At 58.5% G+C, this 24,202-nt stretch carries 23 protein-coding genes and 1 tRNA gene; 18 read left to right on the top strand and 6 right to left on the bottom strand.

The window, feature by feature from the left end; all coding sequences use genetic code 11:
• Positions 1 to 26: 26 nt before the first annotated feature.
• The 17 genes from PG897_RS05760 to galE all read left to right on the top strand — a co-directional run bounded on the left by PG897_RS05760 (position 27) and on the right by galE (position 15,127).
• A complete protein-coding gene (locus tag PG897_RS05760) occupies positions 27 to 656 on the top strand; it encodes an outer membrane beta-barrel protein (protein WP_005303698.1) in 630 nt (209 codons plus the stop codon).
• Between the two features lie 172 nt (positions 657 to 828).
• Complete coding sequence (locus PG897_RS05765; protein ID WP_201885098.1) at positions 829 to 1,773, top strand: YbgA family protein; 945 nt, start codon at positions 829 to 831, stop codon at positions 1,771 to 1,773.
• A 63-nt stretch (positions 1,774 to 1,836) separates the two neighbouring features.
• On the top strand, positions 1,837 to 2,724 hold the full coding sequence (locus tag PG897_RS05770; protein WP_201885097.1) for a MerR family transcriptional regulator: 888 nt from the start codon (positions 1,837 to 1,839) through the stop codon (positions 2,722 to 2,724).
• Complete coding sequence (gene phrB / locus PG897_RS05775) at positions 2,721 to 4,142, top strand: deoxyribodipyrimidine photo-lyase (RefSeq protein ID WP_065017505.1); 1,422 nt, start codon at positions 2,721 to 2,723, stop codon at positions 4,140 to 4,142. Before PG897_RS05770 ends, phrB begins: the two co-directional genes overlap by 4 nt.
• A gap of 1 nt (position 4,143) precedes the next feature.
• The gene (locus tag PG897_RS05780; protein ID WP_126882451.1) at positions 4,144 to 4,572 is read left to right on the top strand and encodes a nuclear transport factor 2 family protein; all 429 of its coding nucleotides are present in this window, start codon (positions 4,144 to 4,146) and stop codon (positions 4,570 to 4,572) included.
• The gene (locus PG897_RS05785) at positions 4,569 to 5,303 is read left to right on the top strand and encodes an SDR family NAD(P)-dependent oxidoreductase (protein ID WP_201885096.1); all 735 of its coding nucleotides are present in this window, start codon (positions 4,569 to 4,571) and stop codon (positions 5,301 to 5,303) included. Before PG897_RS05780 ends, PG897_RS05785 begins: the two co-directional genes overlap by 4 nt.
• Entirely contained in the window at positions 5,300 to 6,559 is a 1,260-nt protein-coding gene (locus PG897_RS05790; protein WP_201885095.1) for an NAD(P)/FAD-dependent oxidoreductase, read from the top strand. The genes PG897_RS05785 and PG897_RS05790 overlap by 4 nt, the downstream gene beginning before the upstream one ends.
• On the top strand, positions 6,556 to 7,338 hold the full coding sequence (locus tag PG897_RS05795) for a DUF1365 domain-containing protein (protein WP_201885094.1): 783 nt from the start codon (positions 6,556 to 6,558) through the stop codon (positions 7,336 to 7,338). The genes PG897_RS05790 and PG897_RS05795 overlap by 4 nt, the downstream gene beginning before the upstream one ends.
• Entirely contained in the window at positions 7,338 to 8,594 is a 1,257-nt protein-coding gene (locus PG897_RS05800) for an SAM-dependent methyltransferase (RefSeq protein ID WP_201885093.1), read from the top strand. Before PG897_RS05795 ends, PG897_RS05800 begins: the two co-directional genes overlap by 1 nt.
• Before the next feature lie 2 nt (positions 8,595 to 8,596).
• Positions 8,597 to 9,076 (top strand): DUF2878 domain-containing protein, encoded by a 480-nt coding sequence (locus tag PG897_RS05805; RefSeq protein ID WP_043171078.1) that lies wholly within the window; start codon positions 8,597 to 8,599, stop codon positions 9,074 to 9,076.
• Positions 9,073 to 9,291, top strand: coding sequence for a TIGR02450 family Trp-rich protein (locus PG897_RS05810; RefSeq protein ID WP_005303669.1), 219 nt, complete (start codon positions 9,073 to 9,075; stop codon positions 9,289 to 9,291). Before PG897_RS05805 ends, PG897_RS05810 begins: the two co-directional genes overlap by 4 nt.
• A 16-nt stretch (positions 9,292 to 9,307) precedes the next feature.
• Positions 9,308 to 9,799, top strand: a complete 492-nt coding sequence (locus PG897_RS05815; RefSeq protein WP_043171079.1) for a chalcone isomerase family protein — start codon at positions 9,308 to 9,310, stop codon at positions 9,797 to 9,799.
• Positions 9,799 to 10,356: a DUF3833 domain-containing protein gene (locus PG897_RS05820; RefSeq protein WP_043171080.1), complete on the top strand. Its 558-nt coding sequence runs from the start codon at positions 9,799 to 9,801 to the stop codon at positions 10,354 to 10,356. Before PG897_RS05815 ends, PG897_RS05820 begins: the two co-directional genes overlap by 1 nt.
• Before the next feature lie 125 nt (positions 10,357 to 10,481).
• Entirely contained in the window at positions 10,482 to 10,949 is a 468-nt protein-coding gene (locus PG897_RS05825) for a Dps family protein (protein WP_043171081.1), read from the top strand.
• 289 nt (positions 10,950 to 11,238) lie between these two features.
• Complete coding sequence (gene hcp / locus PG897_RS05830) at positions 11,239 to 12,888, top strand: hydroxylamine reductase (protein WP_201880276.1); 1,650 nt, start codon at positions 11,239 to 11,241, stop codon at positions 12,886 to 12,888.
• Positions 12,889 to 12,998: 110 nt separating this feature from the next.
• On the top strand, positions 12,999 to 14,018 hold the full coding sequence (locus tag PG897_RS05835) for a hybrid-cluster NAD(P)-dependent oxidoreductase (RefSeq protein ID WP_201885091.1): 1,020 nt from the start codon (positions 12,999 to 13,001) through the stop codon (positions 14,016 to 14,018).
• An 83-nt stretch (positions 14,019 to 14,101) separates the two neighbouring features.
• The gene (gene galE / locus PG897_RS05840; RefSeq protein WP_201885090.1) at positions 14,102 to 15,127 is read left to right on the top strand and encodes a UDP-glucose 4-epimerase GalE; all 1,026 of its coding nucleotides are present in this window, start codon (positions 14,102 to 14,104) and stop codon (positions 15,125 to 15,127) included.
• Positions 15,128 to 15,300: 173 nt separating this feature from the next.
• On the opposite strand, the gene PG897_RS05845 is transcribed toward galE, so the two are convergent.
• Positions 15,301 to 16,050 carry a DsbA family protein gene (locus tag PG897_RS05845; RefSeq protein ID WP_043171086.1) on the bottom strand — a complete coding sequence of 250 codons (750 nt, stop codon included), beginning with the start codon at positions 16,048 to 16,050 and terminating at the stop codon, positions 15,301 to 15,303.
• Between the two features lie 198 nt (positions 16,051 to 16,248).
• Here PG897_RS05845 and PG897_RS05850 point away from each other — a divergent pair.
• Positions 16,249 to 16,336 (top strand) — tRNA-Ser (locus PG897_RS05850).
• A gap of 196 nt (positions 16,337 to 16,532) precedes the next feature.
• On the opposite strand, the gene PG897_RS05855 is transcribed toward PG897_RS05850, so the two are convergent.
• The 5 genes from PG897_RS05855 to PG897_RS05875 are packed head-to-tail and all read right to left on the bottom strand — an operon-like array spanning position 16,533 to position 24,191.
• Positions 16,533 to 17,201: a UPF0149 family protein gene (locus PG897_RS05855; RefSeq protein ID WP_043852158.1), complete on the bottom strand. Its 669-nt coding sequence runs from the start codon at positions 17,199 to 17,201 to the stop codon at positions 16,533 to 16,535.
• A gap of 50 nt (positions 17,202 to 17,251) precedes the next feature.
• Positions 17,252 to 20,350 carry a type I restriction endonuclease subunit R gene (locus PG897_RS05860; RefSeq protein ID WP_198505427.1) on the bottom strand — a complete coding sequence of 1,033 codons (3,099 nt, stop codon included), beginning with the start codon at positions 20,348 to 20,350 and terminating at the stop codon, positions 17,252 to 17,254.
• Entirely contained in the window at positions 20,343 to 21,485 is a 1,143-nt protein-coding gene (locus PG897_RS05865) for an AAA family ATPase (RefSeq protein WP_198505428.1), read from the bottom strand. The genes PG897_RS05860 and PG897_RS05865 overlap by 8 nt, the downstream gene beginning before the upstream one ends.
• Before the next feature lies 1 nt (position 21,486).
• Entirely contained in the window at positions 21,487 to 22,623 is a 1,137-nt protein-coding gene (locus PG897_RS05870) for a restriction endonuclease subunit S (RefSeq protein ID WP_270828786.1), read from the bottom strand.
• Positions 22,620 to 24,191 carry a type I restriction-modification system subunit M gene (locus PG897_RS05875; RefSeq protein WP_270828787.1) on the bottom strand — a complete coding sequence of 524 codons (1,572 nt, stop codon included), beginning with the start codon at positions 24,189 to 24,191 and terminating at the stop codon, positions 22,620 to 22,622. The genes PG897_RS05870 and PG897_RS05875 overlap by 4 nt, the downstream gene beginning before the upstream one ends.
• Between the last annotated feature and the right edge of the window lie 11 nt (positions 24,192 to 24,202).

Raw genomic sequence — 24,202 nt, forward strand, 5'->3', positions numbered from 1 at the left:
ACTAGCTCAACGATGGAGTCATCAAAATGAAAAAAGTTGCACTTTCTGTTCTGGTTCTGGCCGGTTTCGCTTCTACTTCCGCTCTGGCTGAGGATGCCTTCAGCTATGCCAAAGGCGGTCTGACCTGGGCGCACACCAAGTCCGACTACATTGGCGGCAAAGATAGCAACAACCGCGACTTCGGCGGTCTGAACCTGGATCTCTCCAAGAGCTTCGGTTCCAACTTCTACGGTCGTCTGGGCAGCGAGTACACCTCCCGCAACGATGGCAACGACAGCATGGGCATCTCCAGCCTGGGTCTGGGTGTCTACACCCCGCTCAGCACAGGTCTGAACCTGTATGGGGAAGCGGGCCTGATGGGCTATACCATGGAGCGTCAGGTGGCTGCCAACGTCAAAGACAGCGGTTGGGACGTCATCACCCGCAAGAACAGCGGCAGCATGTACGGTGAGGCCGGCCTGCGCTACGACATCGGCGCCGTCGAGCTCTCCACCGCCTACCGCTACGCCAACATGACCGACGACATGCACGATTTCAAAGTGGGCGCTGCCTACAAGGTGAGCCAGAACCTGGCCCTCACCGCCGACTACACCTATCGTAAGTGGGATCTGCAACAGGGTTCCATCACCAGCCTGGGTGTGAAGTACAGCTTCTAATCATCCTTCCTGTAGTGTCTTCATTTTTACCCATGACTTCGGTCATGGGTTTTTTCATTTCCGGTTGATCCACCCTTCACCCTTGCGCCGTATCAGTCCGCAATAGTTATACAACTTCCGTTTTTTTGTATAACTGCTATAACTGATTCAGACTTATACAAGGAGTGATTACATGTACAAGATCAAGGTTGGTATCAGCGCCTGCCTGCTGGGGCAGGAGGTTCGGTTCGACGGGGGCCACAAGCGTTCCAGCTTCTGCGAGCGGGATCTCGGTGCCCACTTTGACTATCACCCCGTCTGTCCCGAGATGGCCATTGGCCTCGGGGCACCCCGCGCCGCCATCCGGCTGGTGAAGCGTAACGGCGAGATCCGTGCCGAGGCGAGTAACGGCAGCTTCGATGTCACTGACCAGCTCATCGCCTTCAGTGAGCAGAAGGCGCGCCAGCTCGACTTCATCTCCGGCTACATCCTCTGCGCCAAATCCCCCAGCTGCGGCATGGAGCGGGTGCGCATCTATGGCGCCAACAACGAGGGGAGTGCCAAGGAGGGGGTCGGCCTGTTTGCCAAGGCGCTGATGGAGGCCAATCCCCTGCTGCCGGTGGAGGAGGATGGCCGCCTGTGCGATCCCATCCTGCGGGAAAACTTCGTGCTGCGGGTCTTTGCCTACCACGACTGGCAGCAGCTCTGCGCGCGCGGCATCACCGCCTCTGCGCTGATCCGCTTCCACTCTCGCTACAAGTACCTGGTGCTCTCCCACGCCACCACCCACTACCGTGCGCTCGGCAAGCTGCTTGGCAACCTGGCCAGGGCCGACCTGCAGCAGGTGGCCGACAGCTACATCAAGGGGCTGATGGCGGCGCTGACCCTGCGGGCCAACCGGCGCAGTCATACCAATGTGCTGATGCACCTGCAGGGCTACTTCAAGCGGGTACTGACCCCGGCCCAGAAGCAGGAGCTGTGCGACACCATCGACAAGTACCGCACCGGTATCTTTCCGCTGCTGGTGCCGCTCACCCTGATCCGCCACTACCTGCGCGAGTACCCCAACCCCTATCTCGCCGAGCAGGTGTACCTCAATCCGCACCCCGACACGCTGAAACTGCGCTACGGGCTCTGAATATCCTGTGCAGGTCCCGGCGGATGGCCGGGGCCTCTCTCTCAACCTTTGCTGGATGCCGTTATGTCTGATTTACCACACGCCGCTTCTCCTTCTCCGGAGGAGGGGATCTACCCCATTCGCGAGGTCTCCCGCCTCACCGGTGTCAACGCCGTGACCCTGCGCGCCTGGCAGCGCCGCTACGGTCTGGTGCAACCGGCCCGCACCGAGAAGGGCCACCGCCTCTACAGCGAGCAGGACATTCGCCAGATCGGCGAGATCCTGAGCTGGCTGGAGCGGGGAGTGAGCATCGGGCAGGTGAAGGGGCTCTTGAGCGAACCCCAGGCCCAGCCGGTGAGCGACCACTGGCAGCAGACCCTGGAGCAGTTCAGTCAGGCGCTGCTCGCCTTCAACCAGCGCAAGGCGGAGGCCGAGCTGAATGACCTGCTGGCGAGCTACCCGTTCGAGCTGGTGCGCAGCCGGGTGCTGCAGCCGCTGGTGGAGCGCTTGCTGGGGCTGTGGCGCGAGCGGCCCGATGGCGAGCTGCTGCAACAGGTGTGGCTGGGTTGGCTGCATATCCGCTTTGCCCGCCACCTCATCGAGCAGGAGAAGGGCGTGCCGGTCACCCTGGCGAGCTGGGGACAGGTGGGCCCGCTCGATCTGGTCTGGGCCGCCTACGAGCTGATCGGTCAGGGTCATGAGGTGCAGCTGCTGGGGGCGGTGGAGCCGCGCCATGCCAGCCTGCTGGAGGGGCGTACCGTGACCCCCTGGCTGGTGCTGCTGGGGGCCGGCCTTGGCAAGCCGGATCTGGCCGCCGGCTGGCCCGCTGGTACCCGCTTCTTTGGCGAGCTGGGGCGCCTCTACGATGGCGAGTGGCTGCAAGCCCATGGCTGGCAGGCGGGCCTTGCCGAGGTGATGGCAGACATGCCAGCAGCGGTTGGTGCCGGCGGACGCGGGAGGAAAAAATCATGAAGCTGGTCTGGTTTCGCAATGATCTGCGCCTGGCCGACAACCCGGCCTTGCGTCACGGTTGCGCCAATGATGAACCGGTCGCCGCGCTCTTTATCCTCTCCCCTACCCAGTGGCGGCAGCACAAGCTGGCCCCCGTCCGTCAGCGCTTTGTGCTGGCTCAGGTCGATGCGCTGGGCCGCGAGCTGGCGGCGCTCGGCATCCCGCTGCATCTGCTGCGAGTGGAGACTTTTGCCGAGGTGCCGGCGGTGCTGGCAGATCTTTGCCGCGAGCTGGGGGTAACCCAGCTCTACGCCAATCAGGCCATCGAGATCGACGAGCTGCGCCGGGATCAGGCCGTCACTACCGCGCTGGCAGAACAGGGGATTGGTTGTCACTGGTTCAACGGCTGCTGCGTATTGCCGCCGGGGCGGGTGCTGACCGGCTCTGGCGAGATGTTCAAGGTTTTCACCCCCTTCAGCCGTGCCTGGCTCAAGGCCCTCGACGAGGATGGTTTCGTCATTCATCGCGCGCCCACTGCTCGTGGCGAGCCGCTGCCGTGGCAGCCGTTGGCCGAGCGGGACTTCGTCGATGCCGCTCTTGGCGAGCTGACGGCAGACCCCCGCTGGCCGGTGGGGGAGGCCGAGGCCAGCCGCCGTCTGAATGACTTTCTGGAGCAGGCGGTGCTCGACTATGGCGAGACCCGGGATTTCCCTGCCATCGCGGGTACCTCGGTGCTCTCCCCCTATCTGGCGGCCGGCATCATCAGCCCGCGCCAGTGCGTGGCGGCGCTGCAGCAGCGGCTTGGCTACCGGCCCCAGTCCAAGGCCCAGCCCGGCTTTGTCTGGCTCAATGAGCTCATCTGGCGCGAGTTCTATCGCCACCTGCTGGTGCTGATCCCGACCCTTTCCATGAATCGGCCCTTCAAACCGGAGACATCGGCCCTGCCGTGGAGCTGGGACCCGGACGCCTTTGCCGCCTGGTGCGAGGGACGTACCGGCTACCCCATCGTCGATGCGGCGATGCGCTGCCTCAACGCCACCGGCTGGATGCACAACCGGCTGCGGATGATAGTGGCGAGCTTTCTCACCAAGGATCTGCACATCCACTGGCGGCTCGGGGAGGATTACTTCATGAGTCGACTGATCGACGGCGACCTGGCGGCCAACAACGGCGGCTGGCAGTGGGCGGCGGGCACCGGCGCCGATGCGGCGCCATATTTCCGGGTCTTCAACCCCACCACCCAGGGGCAACGATTTGATCCGCAAGGGGAGTTCATTCGTACCTGGGTCTCTGAGCTGGCTGATCTGCCTGCCGCCTATCTGCACCAGCCCCACGACTGGTTGCGGCTCAAGGGGCGACACGATTATCCGGCCCCCATGGTGGATCACGCCGTTGCCCGGGTGAGAGCCATCGAGATGTTTCGCGCCCTGGAGAAATAGCATGGATGAGTCGCTGGCCCGCTTTGTGGCCCTCTATCAGCAGCTAAGCAGAGACGAGCTGCACCGTTTGCCCGAGGTCTACGCAAACGAGGTGGTCTTTACCGACCCTGCTCACCGCATCGAGGGGTTGGCGGCCCTTGGCGACTATTTTGCCGCCCTCTATCAGCGCCTGGCCTACTGCCGTTTTGTCATCACCAGCCAGCTACTGCAGGGGCGCCAGGCCTGGCTCGGCTGGACCATGACCTTCTCCCATCCCAGGCTGCGCGGCGGCGCCCCGGTGACGGTGGAGGGGGCCACTCGCCTCGAGTTCGACGAGACGGGCAAGGTGTGCCTGCATCGCGACTACTTTGACCTTGGCGCCATGCTCTACGAGCAGTTGCCGCTGCTTGGGTCCGTGGTGCGCACCATCAAGGGGAGGCTGGGCGCATGAGCGGCCGGGTGCTGATAACCGGCGCCACCTCCGGCATTGGCTATCAGCTGGCGCTCGATTATCGGCGCGCCGGTTGGCAGGTGTGGGGTTGCGGGCGCGATGGCGAGCGGCTGCTGGCACTGGGGCGCCACGGTATCACACCGCTGCAGTTTGACGGGCGCTCTGCAAACGCCGTGAGCGAGGCGGCCGCCGGCTTGCCATGGATCGACCTGCTGATCCTCAATGCCGGTAACTGCGAGTACATGACGGTGGACGAGGGGTTTGACGGCGCCCTGTTTGCCCGGGTCATCGAGACCAACCTCATTGCCACCGGCCACGCCCTGGCCGCTTTCTTGCCGCTGCTGGGTGCGGGCGGGCGCCTTGCCATCGTCAGCTCGTCGGTGAGCTGGCTGCCGCTGCCCAGGGCCGAAGCATATGGCGCCTCCAAGGCGGCCCTCGACTATCTGGCGGATACCTTGCGCCTGGATTTGGCCGGCAAAGGGATCGGTGTGACCTTGATCCGCCCCGGCTTTGTGCAGACCCCGCTCACCGCCAAAAATGATTTTCCCATGCCCTGCCTGGTGCCGGTGGAAGAGGCTTCCCGCGCCATCATGGCGGGGCTCGCCGCCGGTCGCCACCAGATCCACTTTCCCCGCCGCTTCATCTGGCTGCTGCGCCTGCTCGGTGCGCTGCCGACGGGGCTCTGGCTGCGCCTTGGTCGCGCACTCGTATCGAAAGGACGCCCTTCATGAAGAAAAAGATCGCCATCGTCGGCTCCGGCATTTCAGGCCTGACCGCCGGTTTCCTGCTCCACAAACTGCACGACATCACTCTGTTCGAGGCTGCGCCGACCCTGGGTGGCCACACCGCCACGGTCGATGTGGAGCAGGCGGGGCGCCGCTATGCCATCGATACCGGCTTCATCGTCTTCAACGACCGCACCTACCCCAACTTCCTGAGGCTGCTTGAACGGATCGGGATGGCGCGGCAGCCGGCCGAGATGAGCTTCTCGGTGAAAAGCCCGCAGGGGCTGGAGTACAACGGCCACAACCTGGATACCCTGTTCGCCCAGCGCAGCAACCTGCTGAGCCCACGCTTCTACGGCTTTGTCGCCGAGATCCTGCGCTTCAATCGGGAGGCGCGGGCCTGGTTGGCCGATGGGCAACATCAGGGGGCAGGTCTCGAGCTGACCCTGGGGGATTTTCTGCAGGTGGGTGAGTTCAGCGACTACTTCGCCCGCCACTACATCTTGCCGATGGGAGCCGCTATCTGGTCATCGACCCTGGCCGATATGCGCGCCTTCCCCTTGAGCTTCTTTCTGCGCTTTTTCGCCAACCACGGCCTGCTCGAGGTGGCCAATCGCCCCCAGTGGTATGTGATCCCGGGTGGCTCGCGGGAATATATCGGCCCCCTTACCGCAGGTTGGCAGTCGCAGATCCGGCTCGCCTGTCCGGTGCAGGGGATCCGGCGCCAGGCGGACGGGGTGCTGATCCAGAGCAGCCATGGCGAGGAGCAGTTTGACGAGGTGATCCTCGCCTGTCACAGCGATCAGGCGCTGGCGCTGCTGCCGGACCCGGGCGAGCGGGAGCAGGCCATTCTCGGCGCCATGCCCTATCAGGCCAACGATGTCTGGCTGCACACCGATGCGCGCTGCTTGCCTACCCGTCGCAAGGCATGGGCAAGCTGGAACTATCAGCTCGATGGCAACGACGAGGCGCGGCCGCTGGTGAGCTACAACATGAATATCCTGCAGGGGGTGAGCTCGCCAGAGCCCTTCTGCGTCAGCCTCAATCCGCAAGGCAAGGTGGACGAGTGCAAGGTGCTGCGCCGCTTCGTCTATCACCATCCGGTGTTCAATCAGGCCTCCATCGCCGCCCAGCAGCGGCGGGCCGAGATCTGCGGCCAGCAGCACACCCACTTCTGCGGCGCCTACTGGTACAACGGCTTTCACGAAGACGGGGTGCGCAGCGCGCTGGACGTAGCCAGACGGTTTGGGGCCGAGCTATGAAGGATGCAGGCCTGGCAGGCCAGGAGGCGAGTGTCGAGGCCATGAGCGGCACCCTCAGCGCCATCTGGCAGGGGTCGGTGCGCCATCGCCGCTTCGCGCCGCGCGTCCATGCCTTCTCCTACAGCCTCTTCATGCTGGGGCTGGATCTCGACGAGTTGTCACAACTCGATCGCGGGTGCTGGTTCGGGGTAGAGCGAGCAGGGCTGCTCTCGTTTCGCCGTTACGATTATCTGCGTGGCAGCGAGGGGCCGCTCAAGCAGGCGGTGTGGGAGAAGGTGAGCGAACTGGGTGGCGATGCCGAGCCCGAGGGGCGGGTGCTGCTGCTCGGTAACGTGCGCTGTCTGGGGTTCTACTTCAGCCCGGTCAACTTCTACTTCTGCTACCGGCAGGGAGAGGCTCGCTATCTGTTGGCGGAGGTGTCGAACACCCCCTGGAACGAGCGCCACTACTACCTGCTGGATCTGGCGGCGCTGGCCCCCCACGACAAGGATTTTCACGTCTCCCCCTTCATGGGGCTGGCGATGCGTTACCACTGGCGCATTCGTCCGCCCGCGCAGGAGACACTGATCCACATCGAGAGTCATCCCGTATCCGGCGAGGCAAAGCTGTTTGACGCCACCCTGGCGCTGCGCCGGGCGCCGCTGTCGCGCAAGGGGCTGGTGGCCCTGCTGGCCCGCTGGCCCTGGATGACCATGAAGGTGCTGCTCGGGATCTACTGGCAGGCCCTGCGTCTTTTTATCAAACGAACACCCATTTTTAGCCATCCGGAGAGCCTCTAATGGAACTTGTGCAATCAACCCTCTCTGCCTCTTTCATCGACAAGGGGGCCAGGCAACTGCTGCTCAATCTGCTGGGTCGCCTCGAACATGGCCAGCTGCTGCTGCGGGATGGCGGCGAGCGCCACAGCTTTGGCGTGGCGGGCACCGATCTGCACGCCGAGCTGGTGGTGCAGGATCCGGCCTTCTATCGCCGCCTGTTGCTGGGGGGCAGCATCGCTGCCGGGGAAACCTGGGTGGAGGGGCTATGGACCAGCCCGGATCCGGTGGCGCTGGTGCGGCTGCTGGCCCGCAACCTGCCGCTGCTCGACAGTCTGGAGCGGCGCCTCGGCTGGCTCAGCTTCCCGTTCAACAAGGTGCGTCACTGGTTTAACCGCAATACCCTGACCGGGTCGCGCTCCAACATCGCCGCCCACTACGATCTTGGCAACAGCCTCTATCAGGGCTTTCTCGATAGCCATATGCAGTACTCGAGCGCCATCTATCCCCATGCCGAGGCCAGCCTGGAAGAGGGACAGCAAGCCAAACTGCGCACCATCTGCGAGCGGCTGGAGCTGGGGCCAGACGATCATCTGCTGGAGATCGGTACCGGCTGGGGCGGCCTCGCCGTCTATGCGGCCCGCCACTACGGCTGCCGGGTGACCACTACCACCATCTCCCGGGCCCAGCACGACTATGCCAAGGAGTGGATCGCGCGGGAGGGGCTGGGGGATCGCATCACCCTGCTGCTGGAGGACTACCGCAAGCTGGAGGGTACTTACGACAAGCTGGTCTCCATCGAGATGATTGAAGCGGTGGGCCACGCCTTCCTGCCGGACTATTTCCGCCAGTTGTCGCGGCTGCTCAAGCCGGGCGGTCGCCTGCTCATCCAGGCCATCACCATTGCCGATCAACGCCATGCCCAGTACCTGCGCGGGGTTGATTTCATCCAGCGTTACATCTTCCCCGGCGGCTGCCTGCCAAGCGTCTCCCAGATGGCGAGGTTGCTGGCGCGCGAGACCGACATGCAGCTGGTGCGGCTGCACGATCACGGCCACCACTATGCCCGCACGCTGGCTGATTGGTGCGAGCGCTTCTTGGCGCTGGCCCCCGAGCTGCCAGCCCTGGGTTACAGCCAGGACTTCATCCGGCTGTGGCACTTCTATTTTGCCTACTGCGAAGGGGGATTCTGGGAGCGCGCCATCAGCCTGGTGCAGCTGGAAGCGGCCAAACCGGGCCCACTCGGCTGGAGTGGAGATCTGCCCGTCGGCGGTCGATGATAATGTGGCAGTGGGCCCATCTGCTGGGGTTCAACCTCTACTGGTTGCTGGCGGTGAAGTGGTGGCAGCCGGGCCCGCTGCTGGCAATGCTGCTGCTTCATTTTCTCTGCTCTCCGCGCCGCTGGCACGACTGGCGGCTCATCCTGGTTGCCCTGGCCGGCAGCCTGCTCGATGCCCTGCTCTGGCAGCTCGGGCTGTTTGATTTCAACGCCGGTTTTCCGCTCTGGCTGGTGCTGCTCTGGTGCGGCTTTGCCCTGACTCTCTCCCACGGCCTGCGCTGGCTGCGGCCCTTGCCGCGCTGGCAGCAGGGGCTGTTCGGCATGGTCGGCGGCAGCTCCTCCTATGTGGCAGGCGCCGCCATGGGGGCAGTACACTTACCTTGGGGCATCGGGATCAGTGCGGCACTGCTGGCGGTGATCTGGATGTGGTGGTTACCCGTACTCCTGTGGGTAACGGTCAAGCTGGAGGGTGAAGCGAGATGAACACCTTTTCGACCGACACCTTGTTGTTTTCCAAGTGGACCAAAGAGAGCCAGCACGAGCTGACCGAGCGTTTCTATCTGGTGGTGGCCTGTCAGCGCGATGCGCAGGGGCAGCTGCAGCAGGTGGTGATGCAGGACATCAACACGCTGCTGGAACAGGAGATGGACTGGCATGAACTCGAAGATCCTGCCCATTGGCACATGGGGTGGAATTAGCCTGCTGCTGGCAGGATTGAGCCTACCGCTGACCCCTTTCGCCCAGACCGGGCAAGCCCTGATCACCCCCTGGCAGCAGCTGCACCCGGTCGGGCGCGGCGAGATGAGCTGGCTCTGGTTCAAGCTCTATGACGCCACCCTCTACAGCGAGAACGGCCGCTATCGGCCGGGTCACTATCCTCAGGCGCTCAGCCTCACCTACGCCAGAACCATCGAACGGCAAGATCTCTTGCGCGCCACCGCCGCCGAGTGGCAGCGACTGGGGCTTGGCAGCGAGCAGCAGCGCCAGGAGTGGCTTGGCCGGCTCGCCGCACTCTGGCCCGATGTCCAGGCGGGTGACCGGCTTACTTTCTATGTCGACAAGGGCGGCGCGGGCCATTTCTGGTGGCGGGACAAGCCGCTCGGCACCCTCGCCGATCCGCAATTTTCGGCGGCCTTCCTCGCCATCTGGCTGGCAGAAGGGAGCCGTGATCCGGCGCTTACCCGCAGCCTGCGAGGAGAGTTCTGATGCAAAAGAGGTTCATGTCGTACACCCGCACCTGGCGCTACCTGCTGTTGTTGCCGTTCCTGCTGCTGGCCGGCTGTGGCAGCAGTCTGGAGGAGTATCGCGATCGGGGTCCCGAGTGGGATCTCGCCCGCTTCTTCGATGGCAAGCTGACGGCGCATGGTCTGGTGACCGATCGCAGCGGCGAGGTGACCAGCCGTTTTCGGGTAGAGATGCGCGGCCGCTGGCAGGGGGGCAAGGGGGAGCTGTTCGAGCAGTTCTACTTTGACGACGGGCGCCAGCAGACCCGCACCTGGTTTTTGAGCAAGGGGGCGGATGGTCACTGGCGCGGCACGGCCGCCGACGTGGTGGGGGAGGCAGTAGGCAAGACGGCCGGCTTTGCCCTCAACTGGCGCTATCAGCTCGATCTGGCGCTGCCCGACGGCAGCGTGGTTCGGGTGAGTTTCGATGACTGGATGTACCTGCTCGACCAGGATCGTTTGATCAACCGGGCCGCCATCAGCAAGTTCGGCATCCAGCTGGGGGAGGTGATCCTCTACATCGAGCGGCAGCCTGAATGAGTGCGCCCCGCCAGGTCGGCAACGCGGACGATAGTCGCTCGCTATCAATCAGTTAGGTCTTAACGATTACCTTTCGAGTCTGATGGGTTCTAAGATGACCAGGTCGTCAAATCTGGAGGTGAAACATGAAGAGTCCGATTGGTCTTGATACCGTTCAATCACAAGCGTTGGCCGCCGAACTGAACAAGTTGCTGGCCAGCTACCAGATCCTTTACATGAACGTTCGCGGCTTCCACTGGAACATCCGCGGCAACCAGTTCTTCGAGCTGCACCTGAAGTTTGAAGAGATTTACAACGACCTGTTGCTGAAGGTCGATGCTCTGGCCGAGCGCATCCTGACCCTGGATGGCGTACCGCTGCACAGCTTCAGCGATTACCTGAACGTTTCCGCCATTGCCGAGCAGAAGGGGCTGCACGACGGTCGTGCCTGCGTCGAATCCCTGCTGGAGAGTTTCCGCAAACTGCTGGTGGCCCAGCGCCGCATCCTGGGGCAGGCCGCCGATGCCGGTGATGAAGGGACCGCGTCCATTCTCTCCGACTATGTGCAGCAGCAGGAGAAACTGGTCTGGATGCTGCGTGCTTATTTAGCCTGATAGTTAACCAAGCCGGATGCATACGAAGTATGCCGGCTTGATGAAGTCAAGGGCAGGTGCTACCTGACCAGACGCCAGCCCGACCCGTTCCCTTACCGTGTTCTGTTGCAAACCTGAGTTGTCTCTCCTTTTATCCACCCGCTTGCCGCCCTGTTTGGGCGGCTTTTTTTGTTTTTGATCTGCATCAATGAAAACTGAATTGTCAAATTGAATGCCTATTAAGTTTTCCACGAGGGGAATAGAATCGCCACAAAACAAACAACTGAAATGTCCAATTAGGAGAGGCATGATGTTTTGTGTGCAATGTGAACAGACAATTCGTACCCCGGCAGGCAACGGCTGCGCCTATGCACAAGGTATGTGCGGCAAGACGGCTGAAACTTCTGATCTGCAGGATGTGCTGATCTATACCCTGCAGGGGCTGAGCGCCTGGGCGCTGGCCGCCCGCGAGCACGGCATCGTCGACAGCGAGATCGATGCCTTCGTACCCAAGGCCTTCTTCGCCACCCTCACCAACGTCAACTTCGACTCCGCCCGCATCGTGGCCTATGTCAATCAGGCGCTGAGCTATCGCCAGCAGCTGGCTGCCAAGCTGGCACCGCTGGCGGTGCAGGCCGACACACTTCCTGCTGCCGCCCGTTTCGAGCCGGGTGCCGATCTGCTGGCCCAGCTGGCCCAGGCACCGCAGACCGCGGTCAACCGCGGCAAGAACGAGGTCAACGAAGACATCATGGGGCTGCGCCTGCTCTGCCTCTACGGCCTCAAGGGCGCCGCCGCCTACATGGAGCACGCCCGGGTGCTGGATCAGCAAGACAGCGAGGTAGCCGCCGAATTCCACCGCATCATGAGCTGGCTCGGTACGGATCCGAGCGATCTGGATCCGCTGTTCAAGTGCGCCATGGACATTGGCCTGCTCAACTTCAAGATCATGGAGATGCTGGATCTCGGTGAAACCACCGCCTTCGGCCACCCTGAGCCGACTCAGGTACGCGTTACTCCGGTACCGGGCAAGTGCATCCTGGTCTCCGGTCACGACATGGTGGATCTCAAGCTCATCCTGGAGCAGACCAAGGGGACGGACATCAAGGTCTACACCCATGGCGAGATGCTGCCGGCGCTGGCCTACCCCTTCTTCAAGCAGTACCCGCACCTGGTGGGCAACTACGGCTCCGCCTGGCAGAACCAGCAGAAGGAGTTTGCCAACTTCCCGGGCGCCGTGGTGATGACCTCCAACTGCATTATCGACCCGAACGTGGGCAACTACTCGGATCGCATCTTCACTCGCTCCATCGTCGGCTGGCCGGGCGTGACCCATCTGGAAGGGGAAGATTTCTCCGCCGTCGTTGCCAAGGCGCAAGCGCTGGAAGGCTTCAAGCACGTTGAGCTGGAGCACTTCATCACCATCGGTTTTGCCCGTAACGCCTTGATGCAGGCTGCCCCTGCGGTGATCGACAAGGTCAAGGCCGGCGAAATCAGCCACTTCTTCCTGGTCGGTGGCTGTGACGGTGACCGTGCCGAGCGCGCCTACTACACCGAGTTTGCCAAGGCGATCCCGCAGGACAGCCTGCTGCTGACCCTGGGCTGCGGCAAGTACAAGTTCAACAAGCTCGATTTCGGCGACATCGGCGGTATTCCCCGTCTGCTGGACGTGGGTCAGTGCAATGATGCCTACTCTGCCATCCAGCTGGCGCTGGCGCTCTCCGAAGCGTTCGAGTGTGGCGTCAACGATCTGCCGCTGACCCTGGTGCTCTCCTGGTTCGAGCAAAAGGCCATCGTGATCCTGCTCACCCTGCTGGCGCTGGGCGTGAAGGACATCCGTACCGGCCCGACCGCCCCGGCCTTCCTCACCCCGGCCCTGCTCAAAGTGCTGGAGGAGCAATTTGGCCTCAAGGGCACCACCACTGCAGAAGCCGATCTGGCCGAGATCCTGGCGGCCTGAGCAAAGAGACAGCCTTACACGCTCAGCATGTTGTAAGCCTTTGGCGAGCCTGATGGCTCGCCTTTTTTTAGCGACCCCTTTCCAACATTTTCAACAAGAGGAGCCTTGCGATGACCTCCACCTCCCTCACCCTCAGGTGCATCGGCCGCCGGGCGGATACCCACGACGTGGCGAGCTGGCAGTTCGTGCCGCAGACGGGCAGTCTGCCCGCCGTGCTGGCCGGCCAGTGCGTGACGCTGCACACCGAGATTGACGGCAAGCCCCACTGCCGTGCCTATACCCTATCCTCCAGCCCGCAGGACCCTTTCTGGCAGGTCACCATCAAGGATGTCGGGCTGGTCTCCCACCATCTGCACCAGACCCTGCAGGTGGGGGACGAGATCCGGGTGGATGGCCCGTTCGGCGACTTCAATCTGACGGCCTTGCCCTGCGAGCGGCCGCTGCTCTTGAGCGCCGGCTCCGGCATCACCCCCATGTGGGCCATGCTGCGCGACGAGCTGGCCAAGCGGCCGGACGCCGACATCCGCTTCATTCACAGTGCCCGCTCGCCGGAGGATGTGATCTTCGCAGCCGAACTGGCTGCGCTGGCCGCGACCCATGCCGGTGTGCGCCACGCTTTAGTGCTGGAGAAAGTTGGGGAAGAGGCGCCGGCGGCTTATCCCTGGGTTGGCCGGCTCACACCGGAGATGTTGAAGGAATTGGCACCGGATCTATTGAGTCGCCACGTCTATCTGTGCGGCCCAGCCCCTTACATGGAGGCAGTGAGCGAAATGCTGGCCGGGCTCGGCCTGCCGGCAGCGCAGTTGCACCAGGAGTCGTTCGGCCTGCCTGCTGCAACATCGAGCACGGCGCCAGTTGCGGCCGGCAGCGACCACTTCTGGCTGACCCTCAAAAAGAGCGGCAAGAAGGTGAAGATACTGCCGGGGCAGACCCTGCTGGCGGCGCTGGAGGGGGCGGGGGAGACCATGATGGCCGCCTGCCGGGCCGGGGTATGCGGCGCCTGTCGCTGTACCACGGAAGGTGAGATCGAGCGCCAGAGCGTGATGACCTTGAGCCCGCAGGATCTGGAGAGTGGGGTGGCACTGGCCTGCTCCTGCACAGTCAGGGGGGATGTCAGCATCGACTATTGATGGCTTCATTGGTATCTCATGCTTTTCCTGCTGAGGTTGGGCGGGTAAACTCCACCCAGTTTCAACAGAACGCGGGATAAAAAATGACAATTCTGGTCACAGGAGGCGCCGGCTATATCGGCTCCCACACCCTGGTTGAGTTATTGAACGCCGGGCAACAGGTCGTGGTGCTGGACAACCTCTCCAACTCCTCCCCCGAGTCTCTCAAGCGGGTCGAGCAGATCACCGGCAAGCCGGTCATCTTCGTCGAAGGGGATGTGCTGGATCGGACTTGCCTGCAACAGCTGTTTGCCGATCACCAGATCGAGTCGGTGATCCATTTCGCCGGGCTCAAGGCGGTTGGCGAGTCGAGCCAGATCCCGCTCACCTATTACCAGAACAACATCACCGGCACCCTGGTGCTGTGTGAAGAGATGGCAAAAGCCGGCGTGTTCCGGCTGGTATTCAGCTCCTCGGCCACCGTCTACGGCGATCCGGCCTCGGTACCGCTGCGGGAAGATTTCCCCACCAGCGCCACCAACCCTTATGGCCGCTCCAAGCTGATGGTGGAGGAGATCCTGCAGGATCTCGCCAAATCCGATCCCCGCTGGGCCATCGTGCTGCTGCGCTACTTCAACCCGGTCGGTGCCCACGAGAGCGGCCTTATCGGGGAAGATCCCAACGGTATTCCCAACAACCTGCTGCCCTATATCAGTCAGGTGGGGGTGGGCAAGCTCAAGGAGCTGGGGGTGTTTGGCAACGACTACCCGACACCGGACGGTACCGGGGTGCGCGATTACATCCACGTGGTGGATCTCGCCATCGGTCACCTCAAAGCGCTGGCGCGCATCGCGTCGGATACCGGGGTCTTTACCTACAACCTGGGGACCGGTCAGGGCTATTCGGTGCTGGAGATGATCAAGGCATTTGAAGCGGCCAGCGGCTGTACCATTCCCTACCAGATCAAGCCCCGTCGCCCCGGCGACATCGCCGAGTGCTGGGCCGAGCCGCACAAGGCTCGTGCCGAGCTGGGCTGGCAGGCCGAGCGCGGTCTGGAGCGGATGATGATCGATACCTGGCGCTGGCAAAGCCAGAACCCGAACGGTTATGGCCCTGCTGCGAAGCCGTGATCAAGGGTCATGTGCTGCTCGGGAACCTCATTTATTCATATAAACCCGGGTCCCTGTGCTGCTCTTCGCCTTGCTGACAGCTTCTCGCGACGGCCCATCAGACCTGATGGTTTGCAGCCTGAATAGCAAAACGCCCCGGCATGCCGGGGCGTTTTTTATGTGCCTGAGCGGGATTACTGAATGCTCTTGCCGGCACGCACATCCTTGATGAAGCCTTTCAGGCTGGTCAGATCACGGGGGGCACCGCGCAGGATCTGATCGCCGATGATGAAGGCCGGGGTGCCAGAGATGCTCATGGCTTCGGCCAGCGCCCGGTTGGTGCCTAGATTCTGATCGATGCTGCCATCCTTGATCTTGGCTTCAACCTTGCTCCAGTTGACGCCAGCTGCTTCCGCCAGCTGCTTCACCTGTGCTTCGTCGGCCAGCGGGCCCTGATGGGCGTACAGCTTCTCGTGGAAGGCCTGGTACTTGTCGGGCTGACCCAGCTGTACCGCCAGGGCGGCGCGAGCGGCGAAGTAGGAGGTCTCGCTCAGGATCGGGAACTGCTTGTAGATGTAGCGAATGTCCTTGTCTTCCGCCAGCAGCTGCTTGATCAGCGGGTGGGCGCGTTTGCAGTAGCCGCAGTTGTAGTCGAAGAATTCGACCACGGTCAGGCTGCCCTTGGGATTGCCGGTTTCCGGGTCCTGGTTGCTATAGAGCTGCTTGGCATGTGCCTTGATCAAGGTCTTGTCGCTCTCGGCCTGCTGGCTCTCCTGCTTAGCGCGCAGGGCGTTGGACATCTCGACCAGGATCTCCGGGTTCTTGACCAGATAGTCGCGCACTATCTGTTCCACGTCGCTCTTGGTCAGTTCGCTCGCCTGAACCGGCGCCGCAAGCAGGGTGGCACCCGTCAGGGCACAAAGCAGGGCATGTTTGATTTTCATAAGTCCATCTTGCTGGGGATTTCGGGATGCTGACTATAGTGGGTGAGTCTGTTTTCAAGTCAAGTTATCTGGTTGAAAAAGCGCTGGTTATGCTCAAATTGACGGCTTTGTGCGTCATTTAGCCCAATAAATCGGCAAACGAGCGTCGAGGGGATTTACAAGGGCAATCGCCATGGGTAATATTCGCCGCACTGTCGCGGAGGGGTGGCAGAGCGGCTGAATGCACCGGTCTTGAAAACCGGCGATGGGCGACCATCCGTGGGTTCAAATCCCACCTCCTCCGCCATCTATATAGCCCAACTGATTGATTCGGTTGGGCTTTTTTGTATCTGAGATTTTTGGTATGCCAGTGAGTATGCCATTAGGTGTTGGCTGTCCTACCCCTTGATAGCACTCCTTTGGACAGTTCATTGCCACGCCTCCCTCAAGTTACCCAAAACAAGAGAGGGCCATTGGCCCTCTCTTGCTATCTATTGTGTTGGTCAGTGCAAACAGCACTGCTTGTACTTCTTGCCGCTGCCACAGGGGCACGGCTCGTTGCGGCCAATCTTGATGGGTGCCACCACTGGTTGAGAACGTGCCGGGCGTTCACTTCGTTGCGCCAGAAAGTGGGCATGCAGGATACGAGCGGCAAAGCGGGCTTTAGTGGCTTGTTCTTGCAGGTGTTCATTGCTGAGCGCTTCGAGCGATGTAGGCATCTTCTCCAGCGGTTCACTGATCATCGCCAGTGCAGCAGCTTCAGGTGCGGGCAGAGCGGGCCATGGTGCCAATTCAATCGCCCCTAGGTAACCCCCACACCAGTCATGGATCAGAGGGACCCACTCTCCGTGTCGTTCAAACTCCGGTGCCACCGGGAAATAGTCTTCTGCCGCATAGGTCAGCGTGGTCGCAATGTCGTTGCTGTGGCGCATCACCAGATCGATAAAGCGCTCCAGCTCAGCTTCGCTTTGCCACTCGGGTTGATCCTGCTCGCCACCCCAAATTGCAGGGAGCCAAGAGCTCGGCATGATGAGGTGAGGGCCAGAGACCACAGCTGTCAAAAAGCCATCGAGCATCGACATAGAGGCTATGCTGTTTTCACTGCCGTAGCGCTCCAGCAGCGCCTCCAGCTCATCGAACTCTTCATCACTCAATATTTCAAACGATTGCATTTTTACCAACTCCAGTAATCCATCCGTTTTGGCATGGAGTAGTATATTGACTAAATGTCACCACCCACGCCCTTGTACTTCTCTACAAACGCCGCGATCTTCTGGAAAACGCTCTGTTTTTTGGTCAGATATTGCGGGTTTAGCGGGCTCATCTTGGGCAACAGTGAATTGAGCTCGGTGCCGTTTTCGCTGGCGAATTCGCGCTTGAGCGAAGTACTGATATACCGCTTTGCCGCTTCCACATTCAGATTTTCAGAGCTGATCAGCTCATCTGCTTCTCGTCGTTGCTCAGCCTGAGCAAACGCGTAGAACGCTTCGATGACGCTTGCGGCATCACCAATCTGGTCCAAGTCGGTTTGATTGATAAAATCGACCAGCAGGCTCTCCTTAGCTCGATTGCCAAGGCTTGCACGGATCAGGCGGCGTACTTCGTCTACCAGCTCGGCTTTGCTTCTGGTTTTCTTGTTGTGCTCATAGATCAGCTCAAGTATGTAGTCGAGGTTGATCTCCTGGGATTTGAGCAGATCCACCTCAAATACGATGTCATCCCAATCGATGGTGGATTTGTCTTTCTCCTCTGCTGATTTTTGCCGACGCTGCCAATCTCGGATGTCATTGTAAGTAGAACGGTAGTCTTGGATTGTGCGTTCGGCAGGCAGGCGAATGGTCTGCAACTCGGCCAGCTTTGCATCATCCAGATAGTGTTCGGCTTTAAATGCCTCGACCGCTTCAGGATCGCTCATATCTACGCTTTGCAGGGCCTTCAGGCTGGCAAACTCGTCATAGTTTTGTAGCAAATTCTCTACGCGTAGATACTCGCCAAAGAGTTTCGCGAACGCTTTCTTGTCGGCCTCTTTCTCAATGGCCGCAGGATCAGGAAAGCGCTGCTCCAGCTCGTTAACCACATCCATAAAGCCGCGCCGTGCTTGACCAGTTACGATATCGGTAAAGCCTTCCATGTACTCTTTGTAGCTCTTTTCCAATACTACGTTCTTGGTGTTCTTGTCACCAAACAGGGTGATGGCATCGATAGTCGCCTGCTCTAGGTCCCGGAAAGTGACGATATTGCCGAAGGTTTTGGTAGCGTCAAAAATGCGGTTGGTGCGCGAGTAAGCCTGCATCAGCCCGTGGTAGCGCAAGTTCTTGTCCACAAACAGTGTGTTCAGCGTGGGGGCATCAAAGCCGGTCAGGAACATACCCACCACGATTAGCAGGTCGATCTCCTTAGCCTTAACCTGTTTGGCCAAGTCGCGGTAATAGTTCTGAAAACTATTGCTGTCCACGCTGAAATTGGTTTTAAAGAGCGCGTTATAGTCTTCGATAGCTGCGCTTAAAAACTCCTTGGCACTGCTATTCATGGCAGAGACATCAAAGCTCTCATCTTCGATGTCGCCCACTGCATCCTGCTCTTCATTGGCGGCAAACGAAAAGATGGTGGCAACTTTAAGTGGCTTATTACTCTTTTGCTGCAATGCCTTGAACGACTCGTAGTAGAGCTTGGCCGCCTCCACGCTGCTCACCGCAAACATGGCATTAAAGCCCTTGGCGTTCGCTTGAAGACGATGGGTCTTTTGCCGAAAGTTGTTCAGGATGTACTTGGTGATCTCACGAATACGATCCGGATGTAGTAAGGCCTGCTTGTTTTCCGCAGCGCTCAGTTTCTTCTCATCTTGCTCTGTTTCGATTGCTTTGAACTGCGGGCGCACATCGTTGTAGTCAACCTTGAACTTGAGCACTTTTTCATCGCGAATAGCATCGGTGATGACATAAGAGTGCAGCTCTCGGCCAAACACACTGGCGGTGGTGTCTGCGCCCAGCGCGTTCTGCGGGAAGATGGGCGTGCCGGTAAAGCCAAACTGGTAGAACTTCTTGAACTTTTTCTTGAGGTTTTTCTGTGCCTCGCCAAATTGGCTGCGATGGCATTCATCGAAAATAAAGACCACCTGCTTGCCGTAAATCGGCAAGTCAGCTTCGCTCTTTATCAAATTATTGAGCTTCTGGATGGTCGTGACGATGATCTTGTTGTCATCCTTCTCCAGATTACGCTTAAGGCCCGCAGTGCTGTCCGAACCATTGACGCTATCGGGTGAAAAGCGCTGGTACTCCTTCATGGTCTGGTAATCCAGATCTTTACGGTCCACCACGAAGAATACCTTGTCGATAAACTCCAGTTCGGTGGCCAGCCGCGCCGCTTTAAAGCTAGTCAAGGTTTTGCCTGAACCTGTGGTGTGCCAGATATAGCCGCCGCTTTCGGTATTACTCCAGTTCTTTGTCTGATATGCACTGTTGATCTTCCACAGAATGCGCTCGGTGGCGGCAATCTGGTAAGGGCGCATCACCAGCAAGGTGTTGCTGATGTCGAACACTGAGTAATGCAGCAGCACATTGAGCAATGTGTGTTTCTGAAAGAAGGTTGCAGTAAAGTCCTTCAGATCCTTGATAAGCGCGTTGTCCGACTTCGCCCAGTTCATTGTGAAGTCGAAGCTGTTTTTATTGCGTGTCGTGGTATTGGCAAAATAGCGACTATCGGTGCCGTTGGAGATGACAAACAGCTGTAAATATTTGAACAAAGAGTGCTTACTGTTAAAGCTTTCTTTGCTGTAGCGGTGGACCTGATTAAAGGCTTCGCGGATCGCCACACCACGTTTTTTAAGCTCGATCTGTACCAGTGGCAGACCGTTCACCAGGATCGTCACATCATAGCGATTGGCAAGGCTGCCGGTTTGTTCAAACTGCTTGATCACCTGTACCTTGTTGCGGACGGTGTTCTTCTTATCCAGCAGGTATATGTTTTTAATTCGGCCATCATCAAAAACGAAGTCATGGATATAGTCATCGTGGATCTTGCGGGTCTTATCGACGATGCTGTCGCTGGGCTTATCGAGGAAGGTCTCAACAAAACGCTGCCATTCGCCATCAAGAAACGCTACGTTATTGAGCGTTTGCAACTGTTCGCGCACATTGGCGAGCATGGCCGCAGGGTTATTCAGGGTGGGCAGGAACTCATAACCTTGATTGACCAGATCTTCAATTAGCTCGCGTTCAAGATCACTTTCGCTCTGATAGCTTTCAGCAACCGACCACTCCTTAGTGTATTTATCCAGCACGATAAATTTGTTGGATTCTGCGATGGTTTTATAATCAGCCATTTTGGTGCTCCTGCTGCCAGTAGCCATAATTGTTCTTCAAATGCTCGAGCAACAACTTGACAATCGCTTTCTCGGCTTGTGTTGGCTCTGCAACGGCTTCGTTCGATAGCGTGTTGTGGCTTGTGAAATTAATTATTCTGCTTAGATAAAGCTGCTTGTCATCCGGCAAGAGTTCTGACCATTTGGGGTAACCCAAAAAGCTGGCTGTTTTCTCGTAGAGGTTTCGCAACAAGGTGAAATGAAACCGTTCAACCCTGTTGTCCTCAATTGCCTGCTCAATGACCTGCTTCAAGTGCAGATGGTAGGAAAAGCTCTTGTTGGAGTCGCCCTGTTTTTCAGTGAGGGCAAAGCTGCCGTCTTCAAACCGCTCCAGCATGTAGCAGGCCTTGCCGTTCAATTCATTGAAAAGCACGTTATAGAACAGTGGGCTGTGCGTCGAGACGATGAACTTCAAATCGGGCTGGCTTAATTTGATCAGGCTGGCCAGATTGACTGCCAGCTCAATCAAATGGTTTTCATCGAGAGAGCTGACTGGGTCGTCAATGAACACATACTCCAGTTGATCAAAGGCGTTGGTCTCGCGCTCGCCAGGCTCGGCAACATTAAGAATCGTCACCGTCTGGTCCAGCAGGGTGTAGAAAACACTCCAGATGAAATTGCTCTCTTCGCCTTTGGAAAGCTTGATGTGCGGGGAAGACTCTTCGTTGCCGCGTTCCAGGGAAAAGGTGACTTCGTCAAAGTCGGGGCTAAAATGCGGTGTTAGCTTGTCGTTCGCATAACGCTGGAAATAATGAACGATATTTCCATCCTGACCTAGATCCTTGAGTAGCGTCAGCAGCCAACTGGTATAAGCATTGGGTTGGATCTTTAGCCTGTACTCGGCATCACCCGCCAAGTCGTTATCCCAATAGAACAAGTCTTCGGTGAAGGCGTTGTAATAGAGGATTTTGTTGCGTGATAACTCGGGCGCATCGGCTTCCCCATCACCTTCTTCGCCATTGGCTTTGGGCGCAATCAGTTTCTTGAACTCTCGCGACAGGCGCGTTTTGCCCGTACCGTTGAAGGCGTAGATCAGTTGCACTTTCTTGTTGCTATCTTTTAACTGCTGGGCGATTTCGGTCAGCGTTTTGCCCATGTTACACCTCTACCGCTTCCGGCTTGGGGAAGCTCAGCAACAGCTCGCGGTAATACGCGTATTGTTTCTGACGCAGCTCGATTTCGCGAGGCAGCCCCTCGGTGATGGAGTTGGTCAGTGCATCGAACTTGTCAAGGATGGTCACAATCCGTTTCTGTTCTTCGACCGAAGGAACGGGTATTTCCAATTGAACAAGGTCAGACTTATTGACTGCAGGCACCCCACCTTCCTTTTTCAAGCCCAACAGCATTTCGCTTCGTGATTGAAGAAAGTAAAAGAGGTATTTATTGATCAAAACTGTCAAATCTGTTGATCGTAGTTTGTAACACAATGGCCCCAACCAGAATGGCTTGTTTTGGTAGCCTACGTAGCCAATGCCACCCTGACCTCGCGACGGAGTTGTGACTGTATCACCAGAGCAATTACTTGCTGCGCTATAGCCCGATCGGGATGTTCCTGCATTGATGTAATCAAAGCTTGTCGCGCTTTCAAGAATTTCGGGTGGTTTTGACCCGGTGTTTATGTCAACTAGTGACCCCAATGTCTTCCACTCCACGTCCTTGTCTTCGAAACTTAACAATTGGTCGCGATAGTGGTTGTATTGCTTTTTACGGGCAGTAAGCTCGTTGGTAAGCTCGTTGGTAAGCTCGGTGAAGGTGTCCAATATACGGACAATTTCGGCCTGGATTTTCAGTGATTTTTCGGGGTTATCTGGGCAGGGGATGGGGATTTCAATGGGAGCGACATCACGAGGGTAAACATGAGGAACACCACCACCACTCTTTAACTCATGCAGTTGTTGTTGCATGTTAAGCAGAAAGTGGTAGCAATATCTTGCCAATAAAATTTGACTAGCTTTAACTGTAAAAGCATCTGAAACGAAAATAGGTTGTTCCCACCAACTTACAAAGCCCGCATAAGCTCCTGAACCAGCAATAACGATCGTTTGTCCATCACGATTACTAACATTGTGATAATAAGCAGGCGTGCGCCCCCCCGCGATAACTGGCACATCGCCATCAACAACATTTGCTTTTGTAATTGATGTGCCGCGTTTAATGTCAGCAACAACCCCCAAACGCTTCCACTCTACCGAAACCCCATCCAGCAGTTTGTCCAAAAAAAGTATGCAGCTCATGCTTCTAGCACCTCCTCTTCGCTGTCGTAACCCTCAATCTGGGCGACGATGGCATCAATCTCTTTACGTAGTTGGTCGATTTTAGACACAGTGGTTTTCAGCTCGGCATTGAGCTGAGTGATATCCACCACCTCACGGTTGTCTTTGGCTTCCACATAGCTGCTGACTGACAGGTTATAGTCGTTAGCGGCGACCTGCTCGAAAGGTACTGATTTGGCGAAGTGGTCGACATTGGCCTTGCTGTCAAACACCGCCATGATTTGCTCAATATGCTCGTCCAGCAAGATATTGTTATTGCTTTCTTTTTTAAACAGCCCACTGGCATCGATAAACTGGGTTCGTGTGTCCGTTTTGTGCTTGGAGAGCACCAGAATATTCACCGCGATGGTGGTGCCGTAGAACAGATTGGGGGCCAGCGAGATTACGGTTTCCACATAGTTGTTATCCACCAGATATTTGCGGATCTTTTGCTCGGCCCCGCCACGGTAGAAGATGCCGGGGAAGCAGATGATGGCGGCGCGACCTTTAGCGGAGAGGTAGCTGAGTGCGTGCAGCACAAAAGCAAAGTCCGCTTTGGATTTGGGGGCGAGCACGCCAGCGGGGGCAAAACGGTCATCGTTGATCAGGGTCGGGTCATCCGAACCTATCCACTTCACTGAATAGGGCGGGTTGGAGACGATGGCATCGAACGGCTTGTCGTCGCCAAAGTGGGGTTCGCGCAGCGTATCGCCCAACTGGATATTGAACTTGTCGTAGTTGATGTTGTGCAAGAACATGTTCATCCGCGCCAAGTTGTAGGTGGTGTGGTTGAGCTCTTGCCCGAAGAAGCCATCTTCGATGATGTGGGCGTCGAAATGCTTCTTCGCTTGCAAAAGCAGCGAGCCGGAGCCGCAAGCCGGGTCGTAAATTTTGTTGACGCTACTTTGGCCATGCATGGCAAGCTGGGCGATCAGCTTGGAGACATACTGCGGGGTGAAGAACTCGCCCCCAGATTTACCGGCGTTGGCGGCATAGTTAGAGATAAGGAACTCATAGGCATCGCCAAAGAGATCGATATGGCTATCTTCAAAATCGCCGAAATCCAGCTTGGCCACGCCATTAAGCACTGCTGCCAAACGGGTGTTTTTATCTTTTACCGTGTTACCCAGACGGTTGCTGGTCGTATCGAAATCGGCGAATAGACCTTTGATGTCTCGCTCTGACGGGTAACCACTAGCCGACGCTTCAATGTCAGCAAAAATGTGGGCAAGATCGGTATTGAGGCTGTCGTTGCTATTGGCATTTTTGGCCACATTCACGAAAAGATCGCTGGGGCGAATAAAGTAGCCCTTGGTCTTGATAGCATCCTCTTTGATTTCCGGGGTGATCACGCTATCGGGTATTTCTGCGTAGTCGACGCTGTCATCACCGCCTTCGATGTAACTGGCAAAGTTCTCGCTGATAAAGCGATAGAACAGGGCACCCAGTACATACTGCTTAAAATCCCATCCATCGACAGCACCGCGTACCTCGTTGGCAATAGCCCAGATCTGACGTTGCAGGGCGGCGCGTTGTTGAATGCTTGTCATGCTGTGATTCC

This window comes from Aeromonas sp. QDB20, assembly GCF_027707805.1.
GTDB lineage: Bacteria > Pseudomonadota > Gammaproteobacteria > Enterobacterales > Aeromonadaceae > Aeromonas > Aeromonas dhakensis.

Excerpts from the sequence above, each read along its gene's own strand:
- PG897_RS05760 (WP_005303698.1), top strand. The coding sequence starts at position 27 with ATGAAAAAAGTTGCACTTTCTGTTCTGGTTCTGGCCGGTTTCGCTTCT.
- PG897_RS05765 (WP_201885098.1), top strand. The coding sequence starts at position 829 with ATGTACAAGATCAAGGTTGGTATCAGCGCCTGCCTGCTGGGGCAGGAG.
- PG897_RS05770 (WP_201885097.1), top strand. The coding sequence starts at position 1,837 with ATGTCTGATTTACCACACGCCGCTTCTCCTTCTCCGGAGGAGGGGATC.
- phrB (WP_065017505.1), top strand. The coding sequence starts at position 2,721 with ATGAAGCTGGTCTGGTTTCGCAATGATCTGCGCCTGGCCGACAACCCG.
- PG897_RS05780 (WP_126882451.1), top strand. The coding sequence starts at position 4,144 with ATGGATGAGTCGCTGGCCCGCTTTGTGGCCCTCTATCAGCAGCTAAGC.
- PG897_RS05785 (WP_201885096.1), top strand. The coding sequence starts at position 4,569 with ATGAGCGGCCGGGTGCTGATAACCGGCGCCACCTCCGGCATTGGCTAT.
- PG897_RS05790 (WP_201885095.1), top strand. The coding sequence starts at position 5,300 with ATGAAGAAAAAGATCGCCATCGTCGGCTCCGGCATTTCAGGCCTGACC.
- PG897_RS05795 (WP_201885094.1), top strand. The coding sequence starts at position 6,556 with ATGAAGGATGCAGGCCTGGCAGGCCAGGAGGCGAGTGTCGAGGCCATG.
- PG897_RS05800 (WP_201885093.1), top strand. The coding sequence starts at position 7,338 with ATGGAACTTGTGCAATCAACCCTCTCTGCCTCTTTCATCGACAAGGGG.
- PG897_RS05805 (WP_043171078.1), top strand. The coding sequence starts at position 8,597 with ATGTGGCAGTGGGCCCATCTGCTGGGGTTCAACCTCTACTGGTTGCTG.
- PG897_RS05810 (WP_005303669.1), top strand. The coding sequence starts at position 9,073 with ATGAACACCTTTTCGACCGACACCTTGTTGTTTTCCAAGTGGACCAAA.
- PG897_RS05820 (WP_043171080.1), top strand. The coding sequence starts at position 9,799 with ATGCAAAAGAGGTTCATGTCGTACACCCGCACCTGGCGCTACCTGCTG.
- PG897_RS05825 (WP_043171081.1), top strand. The coding sequence starts at position 10,482 with ATGAAGAGTCCGATTGGTCTTGATACCGTTCAATCACAAGCGTTGGCC.
- hcp (WP_201880276.1), top strand. The coding sequence starts at position 11,239 with ATGTTTTGTGTGCAATGTGAACAGACAATTCGTACCCCGGCAGGCAAC.
- PG897_RS05835 (WP_201885091.1), top strand. The coding sequence starts at position 12,999 with ATGACCTCCACCTCCCTCACCCTCAGGTGCATCGGCCGCCGGGCGGAT.
- galE (WP_201885090.1), top strand. The coding sequence starts at position 14,102 with ATGACAATTCTGGTCACAGGAGGCGCCGGCTATATCGGCTCCCACACC.
- PG897_RS05845 (WP_043171086.1), bottom strand. The coding sequence starts at position 16,050 with ATGAAAATCAAACATGCCCTGCTTTGTGCCCTGACGGGTGCCACCCTG.
- PG897_RS05855 (WP_043852158.1), bottom strand. The coding sequence starts at position 17,201 with ATGCAATCGTTTGAAATATTGAGTGATGAAGAGTTCGATGAGCTGGAG.
- PG897_RS05860 (WP_198505427.1), bottom strand. The coding sequence starts at position 20,350 with ATGGCTGATTATAAAACCATCGCAGAATCCAACAAATTTATCGTGCTG.
- PG897_RS05865 (WP_198505428.1), bottom strand. The coding sequence starts at position 21,485 with ATGGGCAAAACGCTGACCGAAATCGCCCAGCAGTTAAAAGATAGCAAC.
- PG897_RS05870 (WP_270828786.1), bottom strand. The coding sequence starts at position 22,623 with ATGAGCTGCATACTTTTTTTGGACAAACTGCTGGATGGGGTTTCGGTA.
- PG897_RS05875 (WP_270828787.1), bottom strand. The coding sequence starts at position 24,191 with ATGACAAGCATTCAACAACGCGCCGCCCTGCAACGTCAGATCTGGGCT.